This window comes from Streptomyces sp. NPDC091281 (assembly GCF_044757425.1).
Taxonomy (GTDB): Bacteria; Actinomycetota; Actinomycetes; order Streptomycetales; family Streptomycetaceae; genus Streptomyces.
Window position 1 is genome coordinate 136,151 of the sequence record NZ_JBIVUY010000011.1, and the last position, 20,417, is coordinate 156,567.

The 20,417-nt window shown below is 75.1% G+C and carries 17 protein-coding genes and 1 pseudogene; 4 read left to right on the plus strand and 14 right to left on the minus strand.

The window, feature by feature from the left end:
- Window positions 1–175: 175 nt before the first annotated feature.
- Window positions 176–1,177: a LacI family DNA-binding transcriptional regulator gene (locus ACIQPQ_RS26665; protein ID WP_401308250.1), complete on the plus strand. Its 1,002-nt coding sequence runs from the start codon at window positions 176–178 to the stop codon at window positions 1,175–1,177.
- Window positions 1,178–1,205: 28 nt separating this feature from the next.
- On the opposite strand, the gene ACIQPQ_RS26670 is transcribed toward ACIQPQ_RS26665, so the two are convergent.
- From ACIQPQ_RS26670 to ACIQPQ_RS26680, 3 genes are all read right to left on the minus strand, one after another.
- Entirely contained in the window at window positions 1,206–2,549 is a 1,344-nt protein-coding gene (locus ACIQPQ_RS26670) for a ricin-type beta-trefoil lectin domain protein (protein WP_401308637.1), read from the minus strand.
- Window positions 2,550–2,846: 297 nt separating this feature from the next.
- Window positions 2,847–4,040 (minus strand): acyl-CoA dehydrogenase family protein, encoded by a 1,194-nt coding sequence (locus tag ACIQPQ_RS26675; RefSeq protein ID WP_401308253.1) that lies wholly within the window; start codon window positions 4,038–4,040, stop codon window positions 2,847–2,849.
- Window positions 4,041–4,141: 101 nt separating this feature from the next.
- Entirely contained in the window at window positions 4,142–5,560 is a 1,419-nt protein-coding gene (locus ACIQPQ_RS26680) for a hypothetical protein (RefSeq protein ID WP_401308256.1), read from the minus strand.
- Between the two features lie 236 nt (window positions 5,561–5,796).
- Here ACIQPQ_RS26680 and ACIQPQ_RS26685 point away from each other — a divergent pair, with 236 nt between their 5' ends.
- A complete protein-coding gene (locus tag ACIQPQ_RS26685; protein ID WP_401308259.1) occupies window positions 5,797–7,935 on the plus strand; it encodes a DUF4139 domain-containing protein in 2,139 nt (712 codons plus the stop codon).
- A gap of 6 nt (window positions 7,936–7,941) precedes the next feature.
- Window positions 7,942–9,702, plus strand: coding sequence for a mucoidy inhibitor MuiA family protein (locus ACIQPQ_RS26690; protein WP_401308262.1), 1,761 nt, complete (start codon window positions 7,942–7,944; stop codon window positions 9,700–9,702).
- Window positions 9,703–9,729: 27 nt separating this feature from the next.
- On the opposite strand, the gene ACIQPQ_RS26695 is transcribed toward ACIQPQ_RS26690, so the two are convergent.
- The 3 genes from ACIQPQ_RS26695 to ACIQPQ_RS26705 all read right to left on the minus strand — a co-directional run bounded on the left by ACIQPQ_RS26695 (window position 9,730) and on the right by ACIQPQ_RS26705 (window position 11,570).
- The gene (locus ACIQPQ_RS26695) at window positions 9,730–10,119 is read right to left on the minus strand and encodes a roadblock/LC7 domain-containing protein (protein ID WP_401308265.1); all 390 of its coding nucleotides are present in this window, start codon (window positions 10,117–10,119) and stop codon (window positions 9,730–9,732) included.
- Window positions 10,120–10,401: 282 nt separating this feature from the next.
- Window positions 10,402–11,217 (minus strand): hypothetical protein, encoded by an 816-nt coding sequence (locus ACIQPQ_RS26700; protein WP_401308268.1) that lies wholly within the window; start codon window positions 11,215–11,217, stop codon window positions 10,402–10,404.
- Window positions 11,214–11,570, minus strand: a complete 357-nt coding sequence (locus tag ACIQPQ_RS26705; protein ID WP_383876411.1) for a hypothetical protein — start codon at window positions 11,568–11,570, stop codon at window positions 11,214–11,216. Before ACIQPQ_RS26705 ends, ACIQPQ_RS26700 begins: the two co-directional genes overlap by 4 nt.
- 131 nt (window positions 11,571–11,701) lie before the next feature.
- On the opposite strand from ACIQPQ_RS26705, the gene ACIQPQ_RS26710 reads away from it, so the two are divergent.
- Complete coding sequence (locus ACIQPQ_RS26710; RefSeq protein WP_401308272.1) at window positions 11,702–12,067, plus strand: hypothetical protein; 366 nt, start codon at window positions 11,702–11,704, stop codon at window positions 12,065–12,067.
- Window positions 12,068–12,370: 303 nt separating this feature from the next.
- Here ACIQPQ_RS26710 and ACIQPQ_RS26715 read toward each other — a convergent pair.
- From ACIQPQ_RS26715 to ACIQPQ_RS26750, 8 genes and pseudogenes are all read right to left on the minus strand, one after another.
- A pseudogene (locus ACIQPQ_RS26715) lies at window positions 12,371–12,961 on the minus strand (DUF998 domain-containing protein); the annotation flags it as partial.
- 110 nt (window positions 12,962–13,071) lie between these two features.
- Window positions 13,072–13,515, minus strand: coding sequence for a hypothetical protein (locus ACIQPQ_RS26720; RefSeq protein ID WP_401308275.1), 444 nt, complete (start codon window positions 13,513–13,515; stop codon window positions 13,072–13,074).
- Between the two features lie 181 nt (window positions 13,516–13,696).
- Window positions 13,697–14,881, minus strand: coding sequence for a PucR family transcriptional regulator (locus ACIQPQ_RS26725; protein WP_401308277.1), 1,185 nt, complete (start codon window positions 14,879–14,881; stop codon window positions 13,697–13,699).
- A 46-nt stretch (window positions 14,882–14,927) separates the two neighbouring features.
- Window positions 14,928–16,262 carry a cation:proton antiporter gene (locus ACIQPQ_RS26730; RefSeq protein ID WP_401308280.1) on the minus strand — a complete coding sequence of 445 codons (1,335 nt, stop codon included), beginning with the start codon at window positions 16,260–16,262 and terminating at the stop codon, window positions 14,928–14,930.
- A 620-nt stretch (window positions 16,263–16,882) separates the two neighbouring features.
- Window positions 16,883–17,773, minus strand: a complete 891-nt coding sequence (locus ACIQPQ_RS26735) for an SAM-dependent methyltransferase (RefSeq protein WP_401308283.1) — start codon at window positions 17,771–17,773, stop codon at window positions 16,883–16,885.
- Window positions 17,752–18,477, minus strand: a complete 726-nt coding sequence (locus ACIQPQ_RS26740; protein ID WP_401308286.1) for a cysteine hydrolase family protein — start codon at window positions 18,475–18,477, stop codon at window positions 17,752–17,754. The genes ACIQPQ_RS26735 and ACIQPQ_RS26740 overlap by 22 nt, the downstream gene beginning before the upstream one ends.
- 34 nt (window positions 18,478–18,511) lie before the next feature.
- Window positions 18,512–19,645, minus strand: a complete 1,134-nt coding sequence (locus tag ACIQPQ_RS26745; protein WP_401308290.1) for an isocitrate/isopropylmalate family dehydrogenase — start codon at window positions 19,643–19,645, stop codon at window positions 18,512–18,514.
- On the minus strand, window positions 19,642–20,178 hold the full coding sequence (locus ACIQPQ_RS26750; protein ID WP_383779998.1) for an EF-hand domain-containing protein: 537 nt from the start codon (window positions 20,176–20,178) through the stop codon (window positions 19,642–19,644). The genes ACIQPQ_RS26745 and ACIQPQ_RS26750 overlap by 4 nt, the downstream gene beginning before the upstream one ends.
- Window positions 20,179–20,417: the final 239 nt, after the last annotated feature.

Genomic DNA, 20,417 nt, shown 5'->3' on the forward strand with positions numbered 1-20,417 from the left:
AAGAGGTGACGTCGGCCGGCGCCCGCGGGACCGGCCGCCGGGTGCTGTTGACGACGTCCTGACCGGGCTGTTTGACTCGGTCGTCGCCCCGGAGGCGGCGCCGGGACCCGGCCGGGGCGCCGGGGCGGTTCCTGATCCCGGCCGAGGCGCCGGTTCTCGCGAGTCGGAGGGTGCGATGCCTGTCACCATCGCGGACGTGGCCCGAGCGGCCGGGGTCAGCAAGACGACGGTGTCCCGGGTGCTCAACACCCGGGCCGAGGTGGACCGTTCGACCGCCGAACGGGTGCGGGACGTCATCGACCGGCTGGGCTACGTGCCGAGTTCGGGCGCGGTGGGGCTGGCGCGCGGGCAGAGCCGCACCGTCGGCATGCTGGTCCCGTCGCTGACCTGGCCGTGGATGGGCGAGGTGATGCAGGGCGTCGTCGACACCGTCGAGGCCGCCGGGTTCGGGCTGCTGCTCTTCACCTGCAACCGGGGCGCCGACTCGGTCGAGCGGTTCACCAGCCAGGTGTCGGCCCGCGCCTTCGACGGCCTGCTCGTGGTGGAGCCGGAGAACACCCTCGGCATGCTGACCGCCCTGCACCGCAAGGGACTTCCGGTGGTCCTGATCGACGACCGGGGCCATCACCCGGAATTCCCCTACGTCACCGCCACCAACCGGGACGGCGGCGCCGAGGCGGCCCGGCATCTGCTGGCGGCCGGACGGCACCGGCCGCTGGTGCTCACCGGTCCGGCGCGGTTCGGCTGTGTCCGCGACCGGCACGCCGGTTTCCGGGACGCCTACGCCGAGGCCGGGCATCCGCTCGGTCCCGGGCAGGTCGTCGAGAGCGACTTCACCGAGGCGCACGGCCGCGCCGTGGTGGGCGAACGGCTCGCGGCCGGGCGGGACTTCGACGCGGTGTTCGCCCACAACGACCTGGGCGCGGTGGGCGCGATGGCCGCCGTCCACGCGGCGGGGCTGCGGGTGCCGCAGGACGTCGCCGTGGTGGGCTTCGACGACATCCCGATGGCGGCCCTGACCCGGCCGCCGCTCACCACCGTCCGCCAGCCGATGCGGCGGATGGGTGAGACGGCGGCCGGGCTGCTGCTCGCCCGGCTCACGGGCGAGGCACTGCCCGCCTCGCCCGTGGTGCTGCCGACCTCGCTCGTGGCCCGCGGGTCCACGCCCGAGCCCTGACCGGGGCCGGTCCGGGCTCCGGCCGGGGTCAGCCGGTGTACTGGGCGAACACCCGCGTGTAGTCCCAGTTCCCCTGGCTCACGCCGGAGCAGCTGTCGGCCACGCCGCCGGTGCAGGGCCGGTCGCGGTTCACGGACCAGAACGTGAGCCGGGCGAGGTGGTGCTGCTGGGCGTAGGCGAGGATGGTGCGGAAGTCAGCCACGGTGACGGTCTCGTTGACGTCGGTGATGCCGTTCATCGAGGAGATGCCCATGCCGCGGTAGGCCTGGTCGTCGCTGTAGCCGTAGGCGTTGCGCAGCGCCGTCTTGAGGCCCTCCGCCGCGCGCACGGTGAGCGTGCCCATGTTCTGCCCGGCGCCGCCGAAGTCGAACGGCATGATGGTCCAGCTGTCCACGCTCAGACCGGAGTTGGCGGCCCGGTTGATGAGGCTGGTGTCGGGGCCGGACTGGCCGGTGCCGATCGTGACGTAGATCTTCAGGCCCGGGTTGTTGGCCTTGACCGTCTTGAGGGCGTCCACCGTGCGCTGCTGGACGGTGCCGCTGCTGTAGGCGGCGGCTTCGAGGTCGATGTCGATCGCCTTGAGGCCGTAGGCGTTGATCACCTTCTGGTAGGCGCCGGCGAGTTCGCCCGCGCTGGAGCAGGAACTCTCCAGCTTGTTGCCGCTGTAGCCGCCGAAGGACGGGATGACGTCGCCGCCGTTGGCGCGGACGGTGTTGATGGTCTGCTGGTCGACACCGCCGGTGAGCGGCCGTCCGCCGTCCCACTGCGGGTTGCAGTAGCCGTTGCTGAGCACGAAGGCCAGGGTGAACCACTTCACGCCGGTGGCGTTCATGACGGTGACCGGGTTGGGCGGGCTGCCCCAGCCGTTGTAGAGGTACGGCGCCACGGCCATCGGGGAGGAGGGCGCGGGGCCGCCCGAACCCGGCGCGGTCCACTTCTGGTTGGCGGCCCCGGTGCAGCTCCACAGCTGGATCGGGGTGGCGTCGGCGGAGGTGTTGCCGGTGACGTCGGCGCACTTGTTCGCCTGCGGGTTGACCAGGTCGCGGGCGGCGGTGACCGTCCACTTCTGGTTGGCCGCGCCGGTGCAGTCCCACAGCTGGAGCCGGGCGCCGTTGGCGGTGGAGCCGCCGACCACGTCGAGGCACTTGCCGAGGGCGCGGACGGTGCCGTCGGTGCCGACCGTCCACTGCTGGGCGGCGGTGCCGTTGCAGGAGTAGAGCTGGACGGCCGTGCCGTTGGCGGAACTCGCCCCGGCGACGTCGAGACACTTGCCCGCCAGCCCCGTCACGGTGCCGGTGGCGGCGGAGGCGGTGACGGGCGCGGCGAGGGAGGCGGTGAAGAGGGCGGCCGTCAGGGACAGGGTGTACGCCAGGGAGGTGCGCAGAGGCCTGGTCACGGGGTGGGGCCTTTCGTGGGGGGCCGGGGAGACGGAGCGGTGGTCCGCGTCCGAGGGCGGTGGCGGGACACGGTGCTCTCGGACAGCGTTCGGGGAGGCGGTCGGGGACGGTGCAGAGCGGACGCCGCCGTTCATGGGTGTGAACGGCGGTCGCATGTGTGGGGTGCGTCTGACCGATGAAGCTAAAGGTATGGACCACATCCGTCAAGGCGTGAAGTAAGAGGTGGGGAAAGCGCGTTCATCGCCTCCCCGGCCACGGGGCCGCGCCCGCGGTCAGACGAAGGCGCTCTCCCCGGTGATCGCCTTGCCGACGATCAGGGTGTTCATCTCGCGGGTGCCCTCGAAGGAGTAGATGGCCTCCGCGTCCGCGAAGAAGCGGGCGACGTCGTACTCCAGGACGATGCCGTTGCCCCCGAAGATCTCCCGCGCCCAGGCGACGACCTCACGCATCCGGGCGGTGACATGGGCCTTGGCGAGGGAGGAGTGCTCGTCGCGGAAGACTCCCGCGTCCTGGAGCCGCGCGAGCTGGAGCAGCATGCCCCAGCTCGACGTGATGTTGCCCAGGCTCTTCACCAGCAGGTCCTGCACGAGCTGGAAGCCCGCCAGGGGGCGCCCGAACTGCTGCCGCTCGGCGGCGTACTCCAGGGCGAGTTCGTAGGCGCCGGTCATCACGCCGAGGGCCTGCCAGGCGACCCCGCTGCGGGTGGCGCGCAGCACCTCCGCCACGTCCCGGAACGACGACACGTTCTGGAGCCGGTCGGCCTCCGGCACCCGCACGCCCTCCAGGGTGAGGTCGGCGTTCTCGACGATGCGCAGCGACGTCTTGTGGACGATCTTCTCGGCCTTGAAGCCCGGCGCGTCCTGGCCCACGACGAACCCCTTCACCTGGTCGTCCTCGACGTCGCGGGCCCAGACGACGATGTGGTCGGCGAAGGTGGCGTTGCCGATCCAGCGCTTGGCGCCGTCGAGTATCCAGGTGTCGCCGTCCCGGCGCGCCGTGGTGCGCATGCCGGCCGCGATGTCGGAGCCGTCGAGCGGCTCGGTCAGCGCGAACGCGCCGATGGTGTCCATCCGGGCCATGGCGGGCAGCCAGCGGTCGCGCTGCTCCTGGTCGCCGCCCGCGTGGATCGAGTACATCGCGAGGCCGTTGTGGACGCCGAAGAAGGTGGCGACGGACGCGTCGACGCGGCTCATCTCCATCGCCATCATCCCGGTCAGCAGATGACTCGCGCCCGGACCGTCCTCGCCGTAGCCGGGGTACGCCAGCCCGGACAGGCCGCTCGCGCGGAAGCGGGCGATCAGCTCCCTCGGGAAGGTGCCCTCGGCCCACTGGTCGGCGACCAGGGGCCGCACCTCCTCCCGCATGAAGGTCCGGGTCCGGTGCAGCACCTCGCGTTCCTCGTCGGTGAGGGTGGACTCGACGTCGTAGAAGTCGGCGGGGTTCTGCTGGTGCGTGTGAGTCGTCATGGGGCCCTTCTTCCACGCCTGCGCGCGGCGATGCCCACCGACTTCGCCCGGAACGGCCGCGTTCGTGAACGTCCCGGCTCCGCCCGGGGCTCCGGCTCCCCCTACGGCTGCGGCTTCGCCTTCCGTTCCGCCTTCCGTTCCGCCTTCGGCTCCGGTTCCGGCTCCGGCATCGCCGCCTCGGCCACGGCGCTCGCCCGGCCGACCATCGCCCGGTCCTCCAGGCCGTCCTCGTCGGTCCGCAGGGCGTGGGCACAGCCGTGGCCGGTGTGCTGGAGGGAGACGCCGGCCCAGGGGAACGGCGACCACCAGGGGGACGCGTCGCCGCCCGCCGGGTCGGACAGGACCCAGAAGGTGACCACTTCGCGGTCACTCTCGGTCAGCCGGTCGAAGACACCGGTGTGGGCCAGGGGCCTGCGGTTCTCGGCCATCAGGACGTCCCCGTCCTCACATGTGAACAGGCGGCGGCCCGACGGCCGGTGGCCCTCCTCGGTCTCGACCCGGTCGGCGCGGGCGACGATCACGTCGACGGTCGCCCTCAGCAGGTCGAACCCGTCCCGCGGGCCCTGCACCCTGAGTGTCGTCCGGTAGGTCTCGTCGGGGCCGATCCACGCGTTGTCATCGCCGACCGATCCGACCTGGATCTGCTGCGGGGTGCCGTAGGCGGCGTAGGAGTTCACCCGGCCCGCGGCGCCGTAGTCGCCGCCGAAGATCCCGTCGTACGACTGTGCCGGGTCCCCGGCGGGCAGCGGCCGGTCGGCGACCCGGACGGGGGTGGCGGTGACCTCGTAGAGCGAGGTGAGCATGCGGACGGCCGTGCTCCCCTTGTTCTCGATCTCGACCTCCAGTGTGAGTTCCATGTGGTCGTCGACCACTTCGATGTCGTCGAGGGTGGTGCCGACCGACACGATCGGCGGTGCGGTGGAGGGGGCGTAGCGCGCCGTGTACCAGAACTGCGGGAGTGCCAGGGCGGCGGCGAGCAGGGTGGCCGCGGCGCCGACGGCGGCGGCGAGCACCCCCGCCCTCGCGGAGGGGCCCTCGGCCGTGGCGGCGTCCAGGACCGGCGGGCGGGGACCGGGGACCGGACCGGCCGCGGGCGCGGTCGCCGCCGGAGCCGGTCCGGCGGCGACCCACGGGGGCGACCGGTGGTCCTCCCACGCCAGGAACACGGCGAGGGCGAGCAGCACCAGCACGAAGGCGGACGTGGCGGCCAGCACCGGCTGGAGGACGATGTTCGACAGCAGTCGGTTCCCCGTCCAGGCGCCCACCCCGAAGGCGGTGACGTCCGCGCCGAGTCGCGCCCACCACCGCAGCGCCCTTCCCGTGGCGCGGTGCAGGTCCGTCGCGTGGCAACCGGCCAGGATCAGGGCCGCGACCAGGAGCAGGGCGCCGTCCGAGCGGGCTTCCATGCCGACGCCGCCGTAGACGTCCAGGAAGCCGACGAAGCCGAAGACGCCACCGCAGCACAGGAGGGCGACACGGGCCCGCCCGCGCCATCTCCGCGACGGACGCGGGGTGTTCACCGACGGGGAGGGCGGTGGGGACGGCGGCCCGGACGCAGGTGCGGCGCCCGGCCGTGGGCCCCCGTCTGCGGCTCCGGCGCGCGTGCCGTCGTCCGTGTCACCCATGGTTCCCCCTCGTTCCCCGGTGGCCGGTCGCCGTTGCCTACCCAGGCGGACGCCCCGTCAAAGGGCCCCGCCACGGGGTGTGGCGTCCGGCGTAGGCTGTGGCCCGCACGGACACGGCGGGGGGAGTACGGATGAGTACCGAGGACGTGCCGCGTTGGGGGTCCGCCCTCGACTCGGTGGTGGTGTACGCGCGCGGCGCGGTCTGCCGTCGGCTGGCCCGGGGCAGCGTGCCGCCGGACGGCCGGGTCCGCGTGACCGGTCTGCCCCGGTCGCTGGGGCCGGGGTCGCTGCGCGCCCGCGTCGTCGGCACGCCGGGGCTGCGGGTGGTCGAGGCGCGGACGGAGGTCGACGCCGCGCCCGTCGGCTCCGGGCCGGTCGACGAACTCCGGGCCGAGGCGCGGCGGCTGGCCGACGCGCTCGACGCGGTCCGCGCCCGCCGCGACCGCCAGGTGGAGCGGATCGGTGAGGTGGGCGCGCTGCGGCCGACGCCGCCCTCCCGCAAGCGTGACGACCCGCACCGCCGTACCCCGGTGGCCGCCTGGCTGGAACTCGCGGACTTCGCCGAACAGCGCCTCACCGCCCTGCACTCCCGGCTCGGCGAGCTGGAACAGGACGTGCGTGAGGCGGAGCACGCGCTGGACGTCGCCGAGGACCGGCTTCGGCGTGCCTCCACCGACGCGCCGTCCGCGCACGTCGAGACGTCGGTCGTCGCGGTCCTCACCCTGGACGGCACGGACGGGCCCGGCATGGAGCGCCACGACCGGTCCGCCGACGTCGAGGTGGAGTTGGAGTACGGCGTGCCCGGCGCCGTATGGGTGCCCGCGTACCGGCTGCTGTACCGGCAGGGCGACGACGGCGGGCGGCTGGTGCTGCGGGCCTCGGTCGCGCAGCGCACCGGGGAGGACTGGACCGGCGTACGGGTCGCGCTGTCCACCGCCGACCTCCGGCGCCGTACGGATCTGCCGAAGCTGCGGTCCGTCCGGGTCGGACGCCGTCAGGAGGCGCCCGCGCCCTCCGGCTGGCGCGAGCCGCCGTCGGGACTCGCCGACCTGTTCGGCGGGTACGACGCGGCGGCCGCCCCCGCGCCGCGAGGGGCCGCGGCCCGGTCGGGCGCCGCCGTGGGCGGCGCCCCCCGGCCCGTCCCGCCGCCGCCTCCCGCCCCGGTCGTGGCCGGGTACGGCGGCGCCGCCCCGGACGCGGACGCCTTCTACGGCGGCGCCCGGGAGGCCGGTCCCGGCGCCGACCTGTCCGCGCCGCCGCCGTTCCCCGTGACGCCCCCCATGGCCGCCCCGCCGCCACCGGGGGCGCGGCCGGGTGCCGCTCCCCGCGCCCGCCGCGGCGCCCCCGCCCCCGGTGGCGCGGGGTTCACGGCGCCCGCGTTCTCCGCCGCGCCGCCCCCGCCGCCCGCCGCGCCGCAGGCGCCCCCGCCGGGGCCGCCGCGGCCGAGCGAAGCGGACCTGGACTACGCGGGACTGGTGCTCAGCGGCCCCGAAGAGCCCGCCGGACGCCGGGGTCTGCTCTTCCCCGAGGCCGCCTCCGACGCGGTGGCGAGCGAGTACCGGCGGCGCGCCGAGTCCGTGGCCGCGCTGCCGCTGCCCGGACACGCCGTACGCCCGAGGGAGTCGGCCGGGTCGTTCGACCACCGCTACGACGCGGCCGCCCGCGCGGACATCCCCTCCGACGGGACCTGGCACACCGTCACCGTCACGGAGATCCCCGTCGGGCTGCGCACCGAGTACCTCTGCGTGCCGTCCGTCGAGGAGACGGTGTACGCGACGCTGGTGCTGTCCAACGCCACCGACCAGGCGCTGCTGGCCGGGCCGGTGGAGGTCACGGCCGACGACGAGTTCCTGGTGACCGCCGCCCTGCCGACGCTCGCGCCCGGCGGTGTGCGCCGGGTGGGCCTCGGGCCCGCCGAGGGCATTCGTGTCGTCCGCCGCACGACGCTGCGGGAGTCGACGTCGGGCCTGCGCAACAACACGACCGTGCTGGACCACCACGTCCGGGTGGAGCTGGCGAACCGGCTGGCGCGGCCGGTCTCCGTCGAGGTCCGCGAACGGGTGCCCGTCACCTCCGAACCGGACGTCCGCGTCGAGGAACGGGCCGACTGGACCGCGCCCGAGGCGGGGACCGGGCCGGACGCGCACGCCCCGGGCACCCGCGTGTGGCGGGTGGACCTGCCCGCCGGGGGCGACACCGCCCTCGACGGCGGCTACGAGATCCGAGTTCCGGCGGGCAAGGCCCTCGTCGGCGGCAACCGCAGGAGCTGACCCGACATGCCGCACACCGACCCGCACACCCCGGACGACCGCTCCCCCGACGGCCGCGCACCGGACGACCGCACCGCCGCCGACCACGCCGCCTCCGACCACACCGAGGAGCCCCGTTCCAGCGGTCCGGCGGCCCTCCTCCCCCTGCCCGTCACCGCCGTCACCTGTCTGGAGGACCGCGCCCACGTCGAGCGGACCACCGTGCTCGACCTGGCGGCGGGCGTGCGGCGGCTGCGGCTCGGCCCGGTCGCCGCGACCGCCGTCGACCGGACCCTCCACGCCGAACTCACCCCCGTACCGCCCACGCCCACGGCGGCCGGGCCCGGCGACGGACCGGGCTCCCCCGCCGACCCGCCCGCCACGCCCGCGCAGAGCGCGCCGCCCGCGCACACGGTGCTGGACGTGCGGATCGTGCGGTCCTGGACGCCGCGTGCCCCGCGCCCGCCCGCCGAGGAGGACTCGGCGCTCCGGCACCGGCTGCACGAACTGGAGCGGGAGCGGACGGAGCTGGAGCAGCGGGGGGACCGGCTGCGGGCCCGCCTCGACCTCCTCGCCCGGCTCGCCAGCGACCTGCTGCGGGACATCGCCGAGGGCGCCGGGGCCGGGGAGCCGGAGGCGCCGCGCTGGGCGCGGGAGCTGGACCGGGTAGACGGCGAACGCGACACGCACGCCGACCTGCTGCGTTCCACGGAGGCCCGGCTCGTCGTCGTCACGGAGGAACTCCACGCGGCGCAGGCGGCCCTGGACCTGGCGGAGACGGAGCCGGACGCACTGCTCGCGTGGGTCGACCTGACGGTGGACGCGCCGGTCGCGGGACCGGTCGGGCTGCGGCTGACCCACCTCACCCCCTGCGCCCTGTGGCGGCCCGTCTACCGTGCCGCGCTGGACGGCGACACGCTCACCCTGGAGACCGAGGCGACGGTGTGGCAGCGCACCGGGGAGGACTGGACGGACGTACGGCTGACGCTGTCCACGGCGCGTTCCGCGGCGGCCACGGAGCCGCCGGGGCTCACCGAGGACCGGCTCACGCTGCGCGAACGGGCCGCCGCCGAGCGGCGCACGGTCGACGTCGAGTGGCGGGAAGAGGCCATCGGGGACCTCGGGGAACCCGCCGCCGTCGTGGGGCTGCCGGGCGTGGCGGACGGCGGCGAGGCACGGATCCTGCGTTCTCCCGCGCCGGTGTCGGTGCCCTCGGACGGGCGCGCCCACCGTGTGCCCGTGTCGTCCTTCACCACGGCGGCGCGCCGCGCCGACGTGTGCGCCCCCGAACTGTCCCCGCTGGTGACCCGGTTGGCGCGGTTCGACAACCGGTCCGGGCACGCGCTGCTCGCGGGACCGGTGGACCTGGTGCGCGGCGGCGGGTTCGTCGGGCGCGCCACGCTCGACTTCACCGCGCCCGGCGCCCCCGCGTCACTGTCCTTCGGCTCCCACGACGACTACCGGGTGGAGCGGCACACCGAGGAGTCACGGGCCTCCACCGCGCTGAGCGGACGCACGGTGACGACCCGTACGGTCCGGCTGCACCTGTCCCGCTTCTCGGCGCCGTCCGAGCGGGACGAGCGGACCGTGGCGCTGCGGGAGCGCGTCCCCGTCTCCGAGATCTCGGCGGTCCGGGTCCGGGTCCGCGAGGAGGAGTGCTCCCCCGCGCCGGACGGCGTCGACGCCGACGGGGTGGTCCGCTGGGACGTCGTCCTGCCGCCCGGCGGGCGGCGCACCGTCACCCTCGTGTACGAGGTGTCGGCGGACGGGAAGGTCGCCGGACTCTGAACCGGCGGCCCCGGCGGGTGTCCCGGCTCAGGCGGGCCGGTCCTCGTCGAGGATCTTGAGCAGGTGCTCGACGGTGGCGGGCATCTGGAGCTGGAGTCCGGTCAGGTCCAGGCCCTCGTCGCCGAGGACGGTGAGCAGGGCGCGGTCGCCGACGGCCTGGATGAGGATGTGGCGTCCGGCGCAGCGGGTCGTGACGTCGCGCAGGGCGCCGCCGTCGGCCTCGTGGGCGAGACGCTGACCGAGGCTGAGGGTGGCGGCGGAGAGCGCCGCGACGGACTCGGGGTGGACGGTGTCCGCGTCCGCGGCGACCAGCAGGCCGTCGGCGGTGGACAGGACGGAGTCGTGCACGCCGACGACGCGCTCACGGAGCGAGGTCAGGACCTCGACGAGAGGGTCCGGGCGTGTGGTGCCGGGCATGGTGCTCCTGGGAGGGTGAGGGGGGTTCGCCCGGTAGGGCGCCTGACGGTCCGTCGCGGTCGGTGAGGTGGGCGTGCACCCGGCGCAGCAGATGCACGTCGGGTCGGTGGGCGTCCAGGTCGTCCGGCGGCCTGCGGGGTGACTGGCCGGGACGGCGGACCGGGAGCGCGGCGACGGGTGGGGCCGGCTCGGCCGCGGGCTGCGGCGGCTTGCGGCGGCAGCTCCTCAAGGTGCGGGCCAGGGCCAGGTTGCGGCGCTTGGCGCGGCTGCGTCTGCGTGGGTTCACGGTCGGTCCGTTCCGCGGAGGGGGTGCGTTCCGGGCGTACGGCGGGGCAGCAGGCTCGCGTCCACCGGCGGCGGGGCCTCGCCCGCGGGCACGGGGAGCCGCAGCGCGGTGCTGGGTCTGCCGGACGGGACGGGCACCTCGTCGCGGAGGAGTCCGAGGGCGCGCATCCGGCACAGGTCGAGCATCACCGCGTACGTGCCGCGTCCCAGCGCGAACGCCGCGTCCCTGGGCGTACGGCGGCCGTTGAGGGTGCCCAGCAGAGCGGCGTACCGGGGCGGGACGCGGGCGGGGAGTTCCGCGGCGGGGCGGACGCGGGTCGCGGCGAGGGTGCTGGGCGGGCCCCACAGTTCGGTGATCACGCCGAGGCGGTGGGTCGTCTCGGCGGCGACGCGCCGGGGCGTGAACGCCGGTCCGGCGACGGAGACCGGGACGGGGTCGGTGACCTGCCAGTCGCCCGGGGCGCCGAGGGCGAGCGCGAAGGCGCCGTCGAACAGGGCGGCCGTGCAGGCGACCTCGAAGGCGTGGACGGTGAGCAGGCCGCGCTCCGCGAGGGTGTCCGCGAGCCGCCCCTCGGTGTCGCGCACGGCGGCCAGGACGGAGGTCCAGGCGGTGTCGTCGACCGCTCCCGACTTGAGCAGGATCGATTCAGCGCCGGGGGCGCCGGGGGTGTCGACGGCGACGATGAGTCCGCCGCGTACGTGGATACGGCCGCCGGGTGCGCCGGAGACGGTCACGGTGCCGTCGTCACCCGCGTCGTGGAGGGCGTTGAGGACGGCGGAGACGTTGCGCGGTCCCTCGGTACGGCCGTTCACGCGCTCTCCCGCTCCGGATAGAGGCCCAGGTGGTGCAGGACCAGGGCGAGGTTGGACTGCTGCCGTTCGAGCGCGACGGTGAGGAGGAGGTTGTCGCCGTGTCCGGGCAGGGCGCGCAGCACCAGTTGGCGGCGTGCGCCGGTGATGACGATGCTCTCGAGTTCGCCGTCCGCCCCGGCCCGGTGGAGCCGGTCGCCGACGAGTCCGGCCAGGCGGCTGCAGTCGCCCGCGTCGAAGCTCTCGCCCCCGGACTCCCCGTACGTCAGCCCGGTGACCGCGTCGACCAGTGCCACCCCGGTCACACCCGGCAGTTTCAGCAGGCGGTCCAGAGAGTTTTCGACTGCGGACACCATTGAACCTTCCCAGACGCTTCACCAATCGACAGAAAGCACAGTAGTTTAAGCCGAAAGCTCCAGAACAGGGCTCCGTAATGTCTTTTTATGACATGGCGTCACAGAGTCGATCGTGATCGGAAGGCAGTGCAATGAGCATAGAGACCGCACTCAAGGAAGCGATGGCGATCGACGGGGCCATCGGCGTCGCGCTGGTCGACTACGAGAGCGGCATGTCCCTGGGCGCGCTGGGCGGCGGCCCCGGACTCGACCTGGAGATCGCCGCGGCGGGCAACACCGAGGTCGTCCGCGCCAAGATCCGCACGCTGGCCACGCTGGGCATGGAGGACAACGTCGAGGACATCCTCATCACGCTCGGCCAGCAGTACCACCTCATCCGCCCGCTCACGAGCAGCAGCGGCAGCCTGTTCCTCTACCTGGCGCTCGACCGGGGCCGCAGCAACCTGGCGCTGGCCCGGCACGGTCTGAAGCGCATCGAGGCGACGCTGGAGATCTGAGGCCGTCGGGCGGGGCCCTGTTCCGCCGACGCGCCCCGTAAGCGGTCCGCCGGTCGCGCGTCGGGGCTCAGCCCGTCACTGGCGGCCGACGGCGCGGTTCACGGCACGGCCGACGGCGCGGGTGACGCCCGCGAGGACCGTGGTCGCCAGCAGCGAGGCCATGACGAGCAGCCCGAGCGGGAGCCGCTCCCATCCCGCCGCCCGGCGGACGGGCGACGGCGGGCAGGACACCGGCGCCATGGGCGCGGCCTCCACCCTCGGAGCGGGGGGCGGACCGGCCATGGAGAGTGCCGCGACCGGCCGGGCCTGGTGGAGGCAGGAGACGGCGACCACGAACGGCCACAGCGACTGCATCGCCGTCACGACCCGCTCGGCCGCGCCGCCGGGGCCCTGCCGGTTGACCTCGACGAGGAACCAGAGCGCGCCCAGCAGCATGGCGGAGGTCGCGAAGGCCGCCGGTCCGCGCCGCAGCGCCCACGGGACCGCGGCCCCGGAGCCGGGGCGGCCGCGTCCGACGGCCAGGACCGGCCAGGCGGCCAGCAGGGTGAAGCCGACCGCGGCGACCGCGCCGTGCCGCAGCGAGCCGCCGCTGTCCGGCGCCGGGACCAGGACCACGCCGAACGCCGCGAGTCCGCCCCCGGCCAGCGCCAGCCGCCCGGCCGCGGCGACCGGGCGCAGCCCCCACGCGCTGAGCAGATGGCACACCCCGGTCGCCAGCAGGGCGGCGGTCATCACCCAGTACCCGGCGGCACCGTAGGAGGCCAGGACGCTGATCGTCTGGTCGGCCGGGTCGTAGACGGGCCCCTCGATCGCGCCCGCGACCACCCAGCCCGTGATCAGCAGGACCGGGGCACAGCCGGACGGAACGAGGACCCAGCGGGGAACAGAGCGCACCGAGTGAGGATATAAGCCGCGATACGGACATGCTGTGCGGGGGCGTACGCCGCGGCACCGCGCGTCAGGCGGACGGGACGCCGCGGGTCAGGACGGCGGGAGTCCGCGCGTCAGGAGGGGCGGGGCCAGTCGTCGGGTTCCGCCGCGGAGGCCACTCCGCTCGCCGTGACCCGGCTGTAGGCGGCGCGGGCGTGCACGAGGCGGGCGAGGATCGTGCCAAGCAGGGTCGCGCCGCAGAGGCAGGTGAGCCAGAAGGTGTCCCGGTGACCGGCCCAGCTGAGGGTGCCCTCGGGCGGGATGGCGAAACCGTTGAGGAACAGCCAGCACAGGACGGCGGTTCCGGGGGCGGCGGTGAAGCGGGAGCACAGGCCGAGCAGGCCCGCGAGGAGCGACAGGGCGACGAGTGCGAAGCCGGGCCGGTCGGGGCCCAGGAGCAGATGTTGCAGGGCGACCAGGACCAGGGCCCCTCCGACGGCCGTGGCCCAGACGACCGGTGTGGCCACGGGCCGTGGCACGGGACTGGTGCCGGCTTTCAGGGACACCCACTCGATCATGTTCCACGTCTCCTTCCGGCCCTCCCCCGCTGCCCTCGGCACTCCGGACGCCACGACGGTGTGGACCCTTGGACGGAAATTCTCCCACCCGCCGGAGCACCGCACAGCCGTTCCCCCGGTCCCGCCCCCGGCCCCGCCCCTGGCCACGGTCCCGGCCAGGGGCGGGGGCGCGGTCGTCCGGCTAGGAGGTGGTCTCGGCGGGCAGCAGGGGGCGGGCGGGCCAGTCGAGCAGGCGGGCGCCGAGCACGGCGGTGTGGAGGGTGTAGCGGTCGGCGGGGTCCGTGGGGTCGACGCCGGTGAGGGAGTGGACGCGCTCCAGCCGGTAGGTGAGGGCGCGGACGCTGAGCGAGAGCTGCCGGGCCGCCGCAGCGGACACACAGCCGGTGTCGAAGTACGCGGTGAGGGTGTCGAGCAGGGGGCGGGCGCCGCCCCGCGCGTTCTCCAGCGGTCCGAGCGTGCTGTCCACCAGGTCGACGAGTGCCTGCCGGTCCCGGGCGAGCACGGGGAAGACCAGCAGGTCGGCGGCGCGCAGCAGCGGTTCGTCGAAGCCCATCCGCTGGGCGACGTCCAGGGCGTTGAGGGCCTCCTCGTAGCTCTGGCCGATGCCCAGCGCGCCGGGGCGGGGGCGGCCGATGGCGACCTGGGCGCTGCCGGTGGTCGCGTAGGCGTGCTTGGCGAAGTGGGTGAGGATCTCGCTCTGGTCGGCCGGTGCGACGCACACCATCCGGCCGTCCTTGGTGGTGAAGAGAATCCGCCGGTTCTCGAAGCGGCCGAACAGTTCGTCCGCGACCTGCCGGGGCACGGCGTCGGTCTCGTCGTACGGTTCCGGTCCCTCGGCGACGGCGACCGCGTGGGCGCGGGACAGGCGCAGCCCGAACCGCTCGCAGCGGGCGGCCAGGCGGCCGGAGTCGCCGACGCCGTGCAGCAGGTCGTCGATGAACTCGCGGCGGGCCGCTTCCTCCTTGCGGATGGTGAGCCGCTGGGCCTGCTCGTAGCCGTCCGCGAAGGCGTCCACCGCCTGTTCGACGACGCGGAGCGCGTCGCGCGGGTCGGCGGCGCGCGGCCAGTGGTCGCGTCCGGCGGCGAGGTGGGCGCGGACGAGGCCGCGCCAGCCCTGCCCGGCCGCGGCGGCCCGCGCGCCGAGGGCCCGGCGGGACTCGATCTCGTCGCGGGTCAGCCGCCGGCCGGTGGTGGCGGCGTCCACGAGGATGCGCTCGAAGCCGTCGAGGTACGGATCGGTGGCGGCGGGCGCGGCAGTCGGAGCCGGTGCCGGAGCCGGGGGGAGGGTGGTGGGGGCGGGGAGCGCCGCATGTGTCCGCGCGGTGGTGGCGGCGGCGGTGGTGACGGTGGTGGTCTGGACGGTCATGGTGTCCCCCTTGGTCGTCCGGGCGGTCCGGAGGGTGCGCGTGGGTTCAGCGGCCCGCACCCAGGGCCTCCGCGGGTCGGGTGGGTCCGGTGGTCTCGCGCTCCTGCGCCGACGCCGCGGCGTTGAGGTCGGCGGTGGGAGGGGTGGTGAGGTCGCTGGGCATCTCGGTGGTGACGTGGGTGGGGATCTCCGCCGTGGCGGGTGTCGTGCCGCGGGCGGGCCGGGTCGGGAGGCGGGCGGTGACGAGGGTCGCGACGGGCTCGGTCCAGCGGGCGGCGAGGGGGCCGAGGACGACCAGGATCAGGACGTAGGCGGTGGCCAGCGGGCCGATGCGGGGTTCGACGCCGACGGCGAGCCCGGCGATGACGATGGAGAACTCGCCGCGCGCGACGAGGGTGCCGCCCGCCCGCCAGCGGCCCTTCGCGGAGATCCCGGCGCGGCGGGCGGCCCAGTGGCCGGTGGCGATCTTGGTGAGGGTGGTGACGGCGGCCAGCGCGAGCGCGGGCAGCAGGACGGGCGGGATGGCGGCGGGGTCGGTGTGGAGGCCGAAGAAGACGAAGAAGACGGCGGCGAAGAGGTCACGCAGCGGGGTGAGGAGGCTGCTGGCGCCCTCGGCGACCTCGCCGGACAGGGCGATGCCGACGAGGAAGGCGCCGACGGCGGCCGAGACCTGGAGCTGCTGGGCCACCCCGGCGACGACGAGGGTGAGTCCGAAGACGACGAGGAGGAGCATCTCGGCGCTGTCCGAGGAGACGATTCTGCTGATCAGGCGGCCGTGCCGGAGAGCCGCCCAGAGGACGGTGCCGACCGCGGCCAGCGCGATGAGGACGGTGACGCTGCCTCCAGCGAGGCCGACCCCGGCGACGAGGGCGGTGAGGACCGGCAGGTAGACGGCCATGGCGAGGTCCTCCAGGACCAGGATGCCGAGGACGACCGGTGTCTCCCGGTTGCCGAGGCGGCGCAGGTCGCCGAGGACCTTGGCGATGACGCCGGAGGAGGAGATCCAGGTGACGCCGGCGAGGGCGACGGCGGCGACGGGTCCCCAGCCGAGGAGCAGCGCCATGGCGGCGCCGGGGGCGGCGTTGAGGACGAAGTCGACGGCGCCGGAGGGGTACTGGGTCCGGAGGTTGGTGACGAGTTCGGAGGCGCTGTACTCCAGTCCGAGCAGGAGCAGCAGCAGGATGACGCCGATCTCGGCGCCGGTGGCGACGAACTCCTCGCTGGCCTGCAGGGGCAGCAGGCCGCCCTGTCCGAAGGCGAGTCCGGCGAGGAGGTAGAGCGGGATGGGCGAGAAGCCGACCCGCCCGGCGAGGCGGCCGAGCAGGCCGAGGGCCAGGATGACGGCCCCCAGTTCGATGAGCATGGCGGTGGTGTCGTGCACGGGCGTCTGTCCTCCGTGGTCGGGTGGCGGGCGTCAGTGCCTTGCGGGTGCCGTCGGGGCGCCCGCCGCCGTCCGCGCGGGGCGGGGGCGGGGAGCGCGCGGTGCGTGGGGCGCAGAGGGGTGGTGCGCGCGGTGCGCGGGTGTTGGGATGGCGGTCCCGGCTCACCGGGTCCCGGGGGCAGGGCGGATGCCGTGCGGGGCCCGGGGCGGGACGGGGAGAGGGGTGCGTGGCGGGATGCCGTGCGGCGCGGGCGGTGCCGTGCGCGGTGGACGGGCGTCAGCGCGGGGAGGCGTCGCTCCGGGCGGGGCCGTCGGTATCAGGAACGCTGTCGCGGGCGGTGTTGTCCAGGCGCGGGGGAACGATCCGGTGCATGTTCCGCCCTCCCCCGTCGACCGCGCGGTGTCGTTGCCGCGTTCCCGTGTCCGTCCGTCCCCGCGTGCGTACTGCCGGCCGTGGGCGGCCGACTGCCTCTGGAAGGACGGCTGTTCGCCGGACGGCAGAACGCCCGACGGAGCGTAAGCGCTCGATAAGGAATCGTAGCGCACCGCAAAATGCGAATATCCGGTTTACCCGGTGATTACGGCCGAACCGGCACGCGATCAAGAAGCGTGACGGTGCGTCAGGTCGCGGTGGCGAAGACCCAGCGGTTGGCGGCGAGGGCGTCGTCGGGTTCCGGGCGGGGGCCGCGGCCGTGGAGCGCGGTGAAGTCGTACGGGGTGCGGACCGTCACCGTCCAGCCCAGGGCGGCGAGTTCGGCGGCCGAGTCGGGGCGGGGGCCGGTGTCGAAGAGGGCGAGCAGGTCGATGCCGATCCGCTCACGGGCCGCGACGTAGACCGGACCGGCGCGGACGGCGTCGGGCTCGGTGATCTCCTTGACCTCGTAGGCGAGGGTGCTGCCGGGCGCGCTGAGGCGGTCCACCGTGGCGATCAGGCGGCGCTCGGCGTCCGCGGGGAGGTAGAGCAGCAAGCCCTCGGCGAGCCAGGCGGTCGGCACGGTGGGGTCGAAGCCGTCGGCGAGGAGGGCCGCGGCCCAGTCGTCGCGCAGGTCGGCCGCGAGCGGGCGCCGCCGGGCGCGGGGCGTGGCGCCGCTCCGGTCGAGGACGGCCTGTTTGAAGGCCAGGACCTCGCCGGTGTCGATCTCATGGACGGCAGTGTCACGGGGCCAGGGCAGCCGGACGGCGCGGGCGTCCAACCCGGCGCCCAGCAGCACCACTTGGCGGGTTCCGGTGTCCGTGGCGCGCAGCAGGTGGTCGTCGAGGACGCGGGTGCGGAGGCCGAAGTAGCGGCCGAGTCGGCCCCAGAGGGGGTCGGCGAGTCCGTCGGGGACCTGGTCGGGGTGGACCGGCCAGTCGGCGGAGGCGGGGGCGGCGCGGACGAAGCGGGCGGCGAGCGGGTCGCGGGCGAGGGCGTCGGGGCGGTGGGTCTCGATGGCGCGGGCGGCGGCCACGAGCAGGGCGGTGCGGCCGACGCCCGCCGCGACCCCGCTGGTCAGCGCGGCACGGGCGGGCACGGCTCCTCCTTCCCGGCGGGGACGTCGGCGGACGCTTCACGGGACGCGGCGGCGGGCTCGTCGCCGGTCCCGTCGTGCGGGGTCCCGTCGTGCGGGGTCCCGTCGGACGGGGGCGCGGTCCAGACGGCCGGGTCGTCGGCGGGGGTGGTGCGGGCGCCGTACACCGTGCGCATGAAGTGCAGGACGGTGTCGTACGGCAGGTGCAGGGCGGTGGTGCAGTCGGTGAGGACGGTGACGTGGAAGCCTTTCTGGAAGGCGGTGCGGGCGGTGGAGTCGACGCAGACGTCGGCGTAGAGCCCGGCGAGGACCAGGTGGCCGATGCCGCGGGCGTGGAGGTGGTCCTCGAAGCCCTCGCCGAGGAAGGCGTCGAAGCGGGCGCGTTTGGTGAACACGGCCTCGCCGGGCGCGGGGGTCACGCCGTGGAACTCCGCGCCCCAGGAGCCCTCCAGGCACTTGGGCCGTTTGCCGAGGGCGAGGTCGCGGTGCCGCCAGGCGGCTCCCTGGTCGCGGGGGTCGCCGGTGAAGCGGACGAAGACGACGTCGACGCCGCGGCGGCGGGCCTCGGCCGTGGCGCGGACGCTCCCGGCGACGGCCGCGTCCAGCCGGGCGGGGTCGCCGCCGAAGCGGGCCCTGGCCGTGGGACCGGCGCAGAAGTCGTTCTGGAGGTCCACGACGACCAGGGCGGTGCGCGTACGGCCGGTCATGACGGGCCGTCGGGGTCGCGCGGGGGCGGGGCGGTCATGTCCCGCCGACCAGGACGCCGTCGCGCGGGACGCCCTCGCCGGGCCGGTCGAGCGCGTCGAGGAAGGCGTCGACGACGGCGGTGGTGGAGTGCCGTCCGCCGAGGTCGGGGGTGCGCACGTGCTCCTCGTAGAGGAGGGCGAGGGCGGCCTCGGTGGCGCGGACGGCGCCCGCGCGGCCGGTGTGCCGTTCGGCGACCCGCGCCGCCGCGCGGATCGTCGCCACCGGGTTGACCAGGTCGCGTCCGGCGAGGTCGTCGGCCGAGCCGTGCACGGTCTGGTACTCGACGAGGCCGTCGGGGCCCGCGTCGAGGAGGACGTTCTCCGTGCAGCGGTTCTCCTGCCGGTCCGAGCCGAACCGGTCGAGGAGGACGACGTGCATGATGTCCGCCCACTCGTTGCCCGCGATCAGCAGGGTGCGGTCCGGCAGGCCGTGGGTGATGAGGTCGCGGTTGACGGTGTCCGGCTGGAACAGCTCGATCGGCACGCCGAGCCGCTGCGCGAGGTCGGCGACCCAGGCGTCGAAGGCGCCGTCGAGGAGATGGAACTTGTACGCCATGACGACGCGTCCGATCCGGCCGTCGGGCCAGGCGGCGAGGGCGCGTTCCAGAGCGTGGCGGACGACGGCCTCGGTGATGTCCCGGCTGAAGGTGAGGGTGCGGGTGATCTCGCCGGGGGTGTGCCGGTTCTCGCCGGTGTAGAAGCCCTGCGCCTGGTCCCGGACCAGCATCAGCTGCCGGTCCCCCGCGCCGAGCAGGTCGACCTTGACCGCGCGCAGGCGGCGGCGGACGAGGTAGAGGGACTGGGCGTTGATCGCCGTGCGGAACACGGCCCGGGTGCCGCGGGCGGCCATGTCGCGGCAGTAGGCCTCGTAGTGGTCGGCGTCCTCGGCGGTGAGGGCGCGGATGCGGTCCACGTCCCGTTCCCCGCGCAGGGAGACGTACGAGTGGTAGAGCCGGTCGGCGCGGGCGACACGCACCCCGGTCGGGTGACCGGCGGTGAGCGATTCCAGTACCCGTTCGAAGACGGCGGCGAGTTCGGGACCGGTGCCCCGGCCGACGGCGAGCCCGACGACGGGCTCGGCACCGGCCGGTAACCCTCCGGCGGGGTCCCGCCGGGCGGCGGGGCTCACTGGGCGGTGGCCGCGGTGAGGTGGTCGCCGGGGATGCCGGCCTTGTCGGGGCGGTAGTAGTCGCGGATGCCGTCCGCCCAGACGGCGACGGCGACCCGGCCGCTGCCGACGGGGTCGAAGGCGTCGAACAGGGCGTCGATGTTGGGCCGTTCGAAGCCGATGGCGGTCATCAGGGCGACGAAGTCGGGCCGTTCGACGAAGCCGTCCCCGTCGGGGTCGCCGATCCCGGCGAGGGCGTCGGCGAACTCGGCGACGGTGGCGTCGAAGCGGCCCGGGTCGAGGACGACGGCGGTGAACTCCTCCGGGCTGATCCGCCCGTCGCCGTCGGTGTCGAGGGCGGCGAGGAGGGTGTGCCCGTAGCCGTGGAAGGCGGCGAGGAGGCGCTGCCGGGCGGGGTCACCGGCCTTGGGGGCCGCCTCGACGACGCGGCTGCCCATCAGTTCGAAGTCGGCGGGTTCGATGAAGCCGTTGCCGTCGGCGTCGAAGAGGGAGAAGACCAGTCGGACGCGGTCGGTCGCCTCGGTGGTGGGCATGACGATGTACCTCCGGAATCGGGTGGGTCGGGCCGGGGTCCGTGCCCCGGCGACTGATCCACTATCCGGTCGGCCCCGTGGTGCCGACGGGCGAAAACGGCCGCCTGCACACGATCGGGGGGAATCCGCCGGTCGGCGCATGAATCGCCGCGCCGGTGGAGAAAGGGCGCACGCCCGTCATCCGCTCCCGGCCCGCCCGCGGCACGGCACGGCGGCGGCAGGGCGCGGCCCGCGGCGCG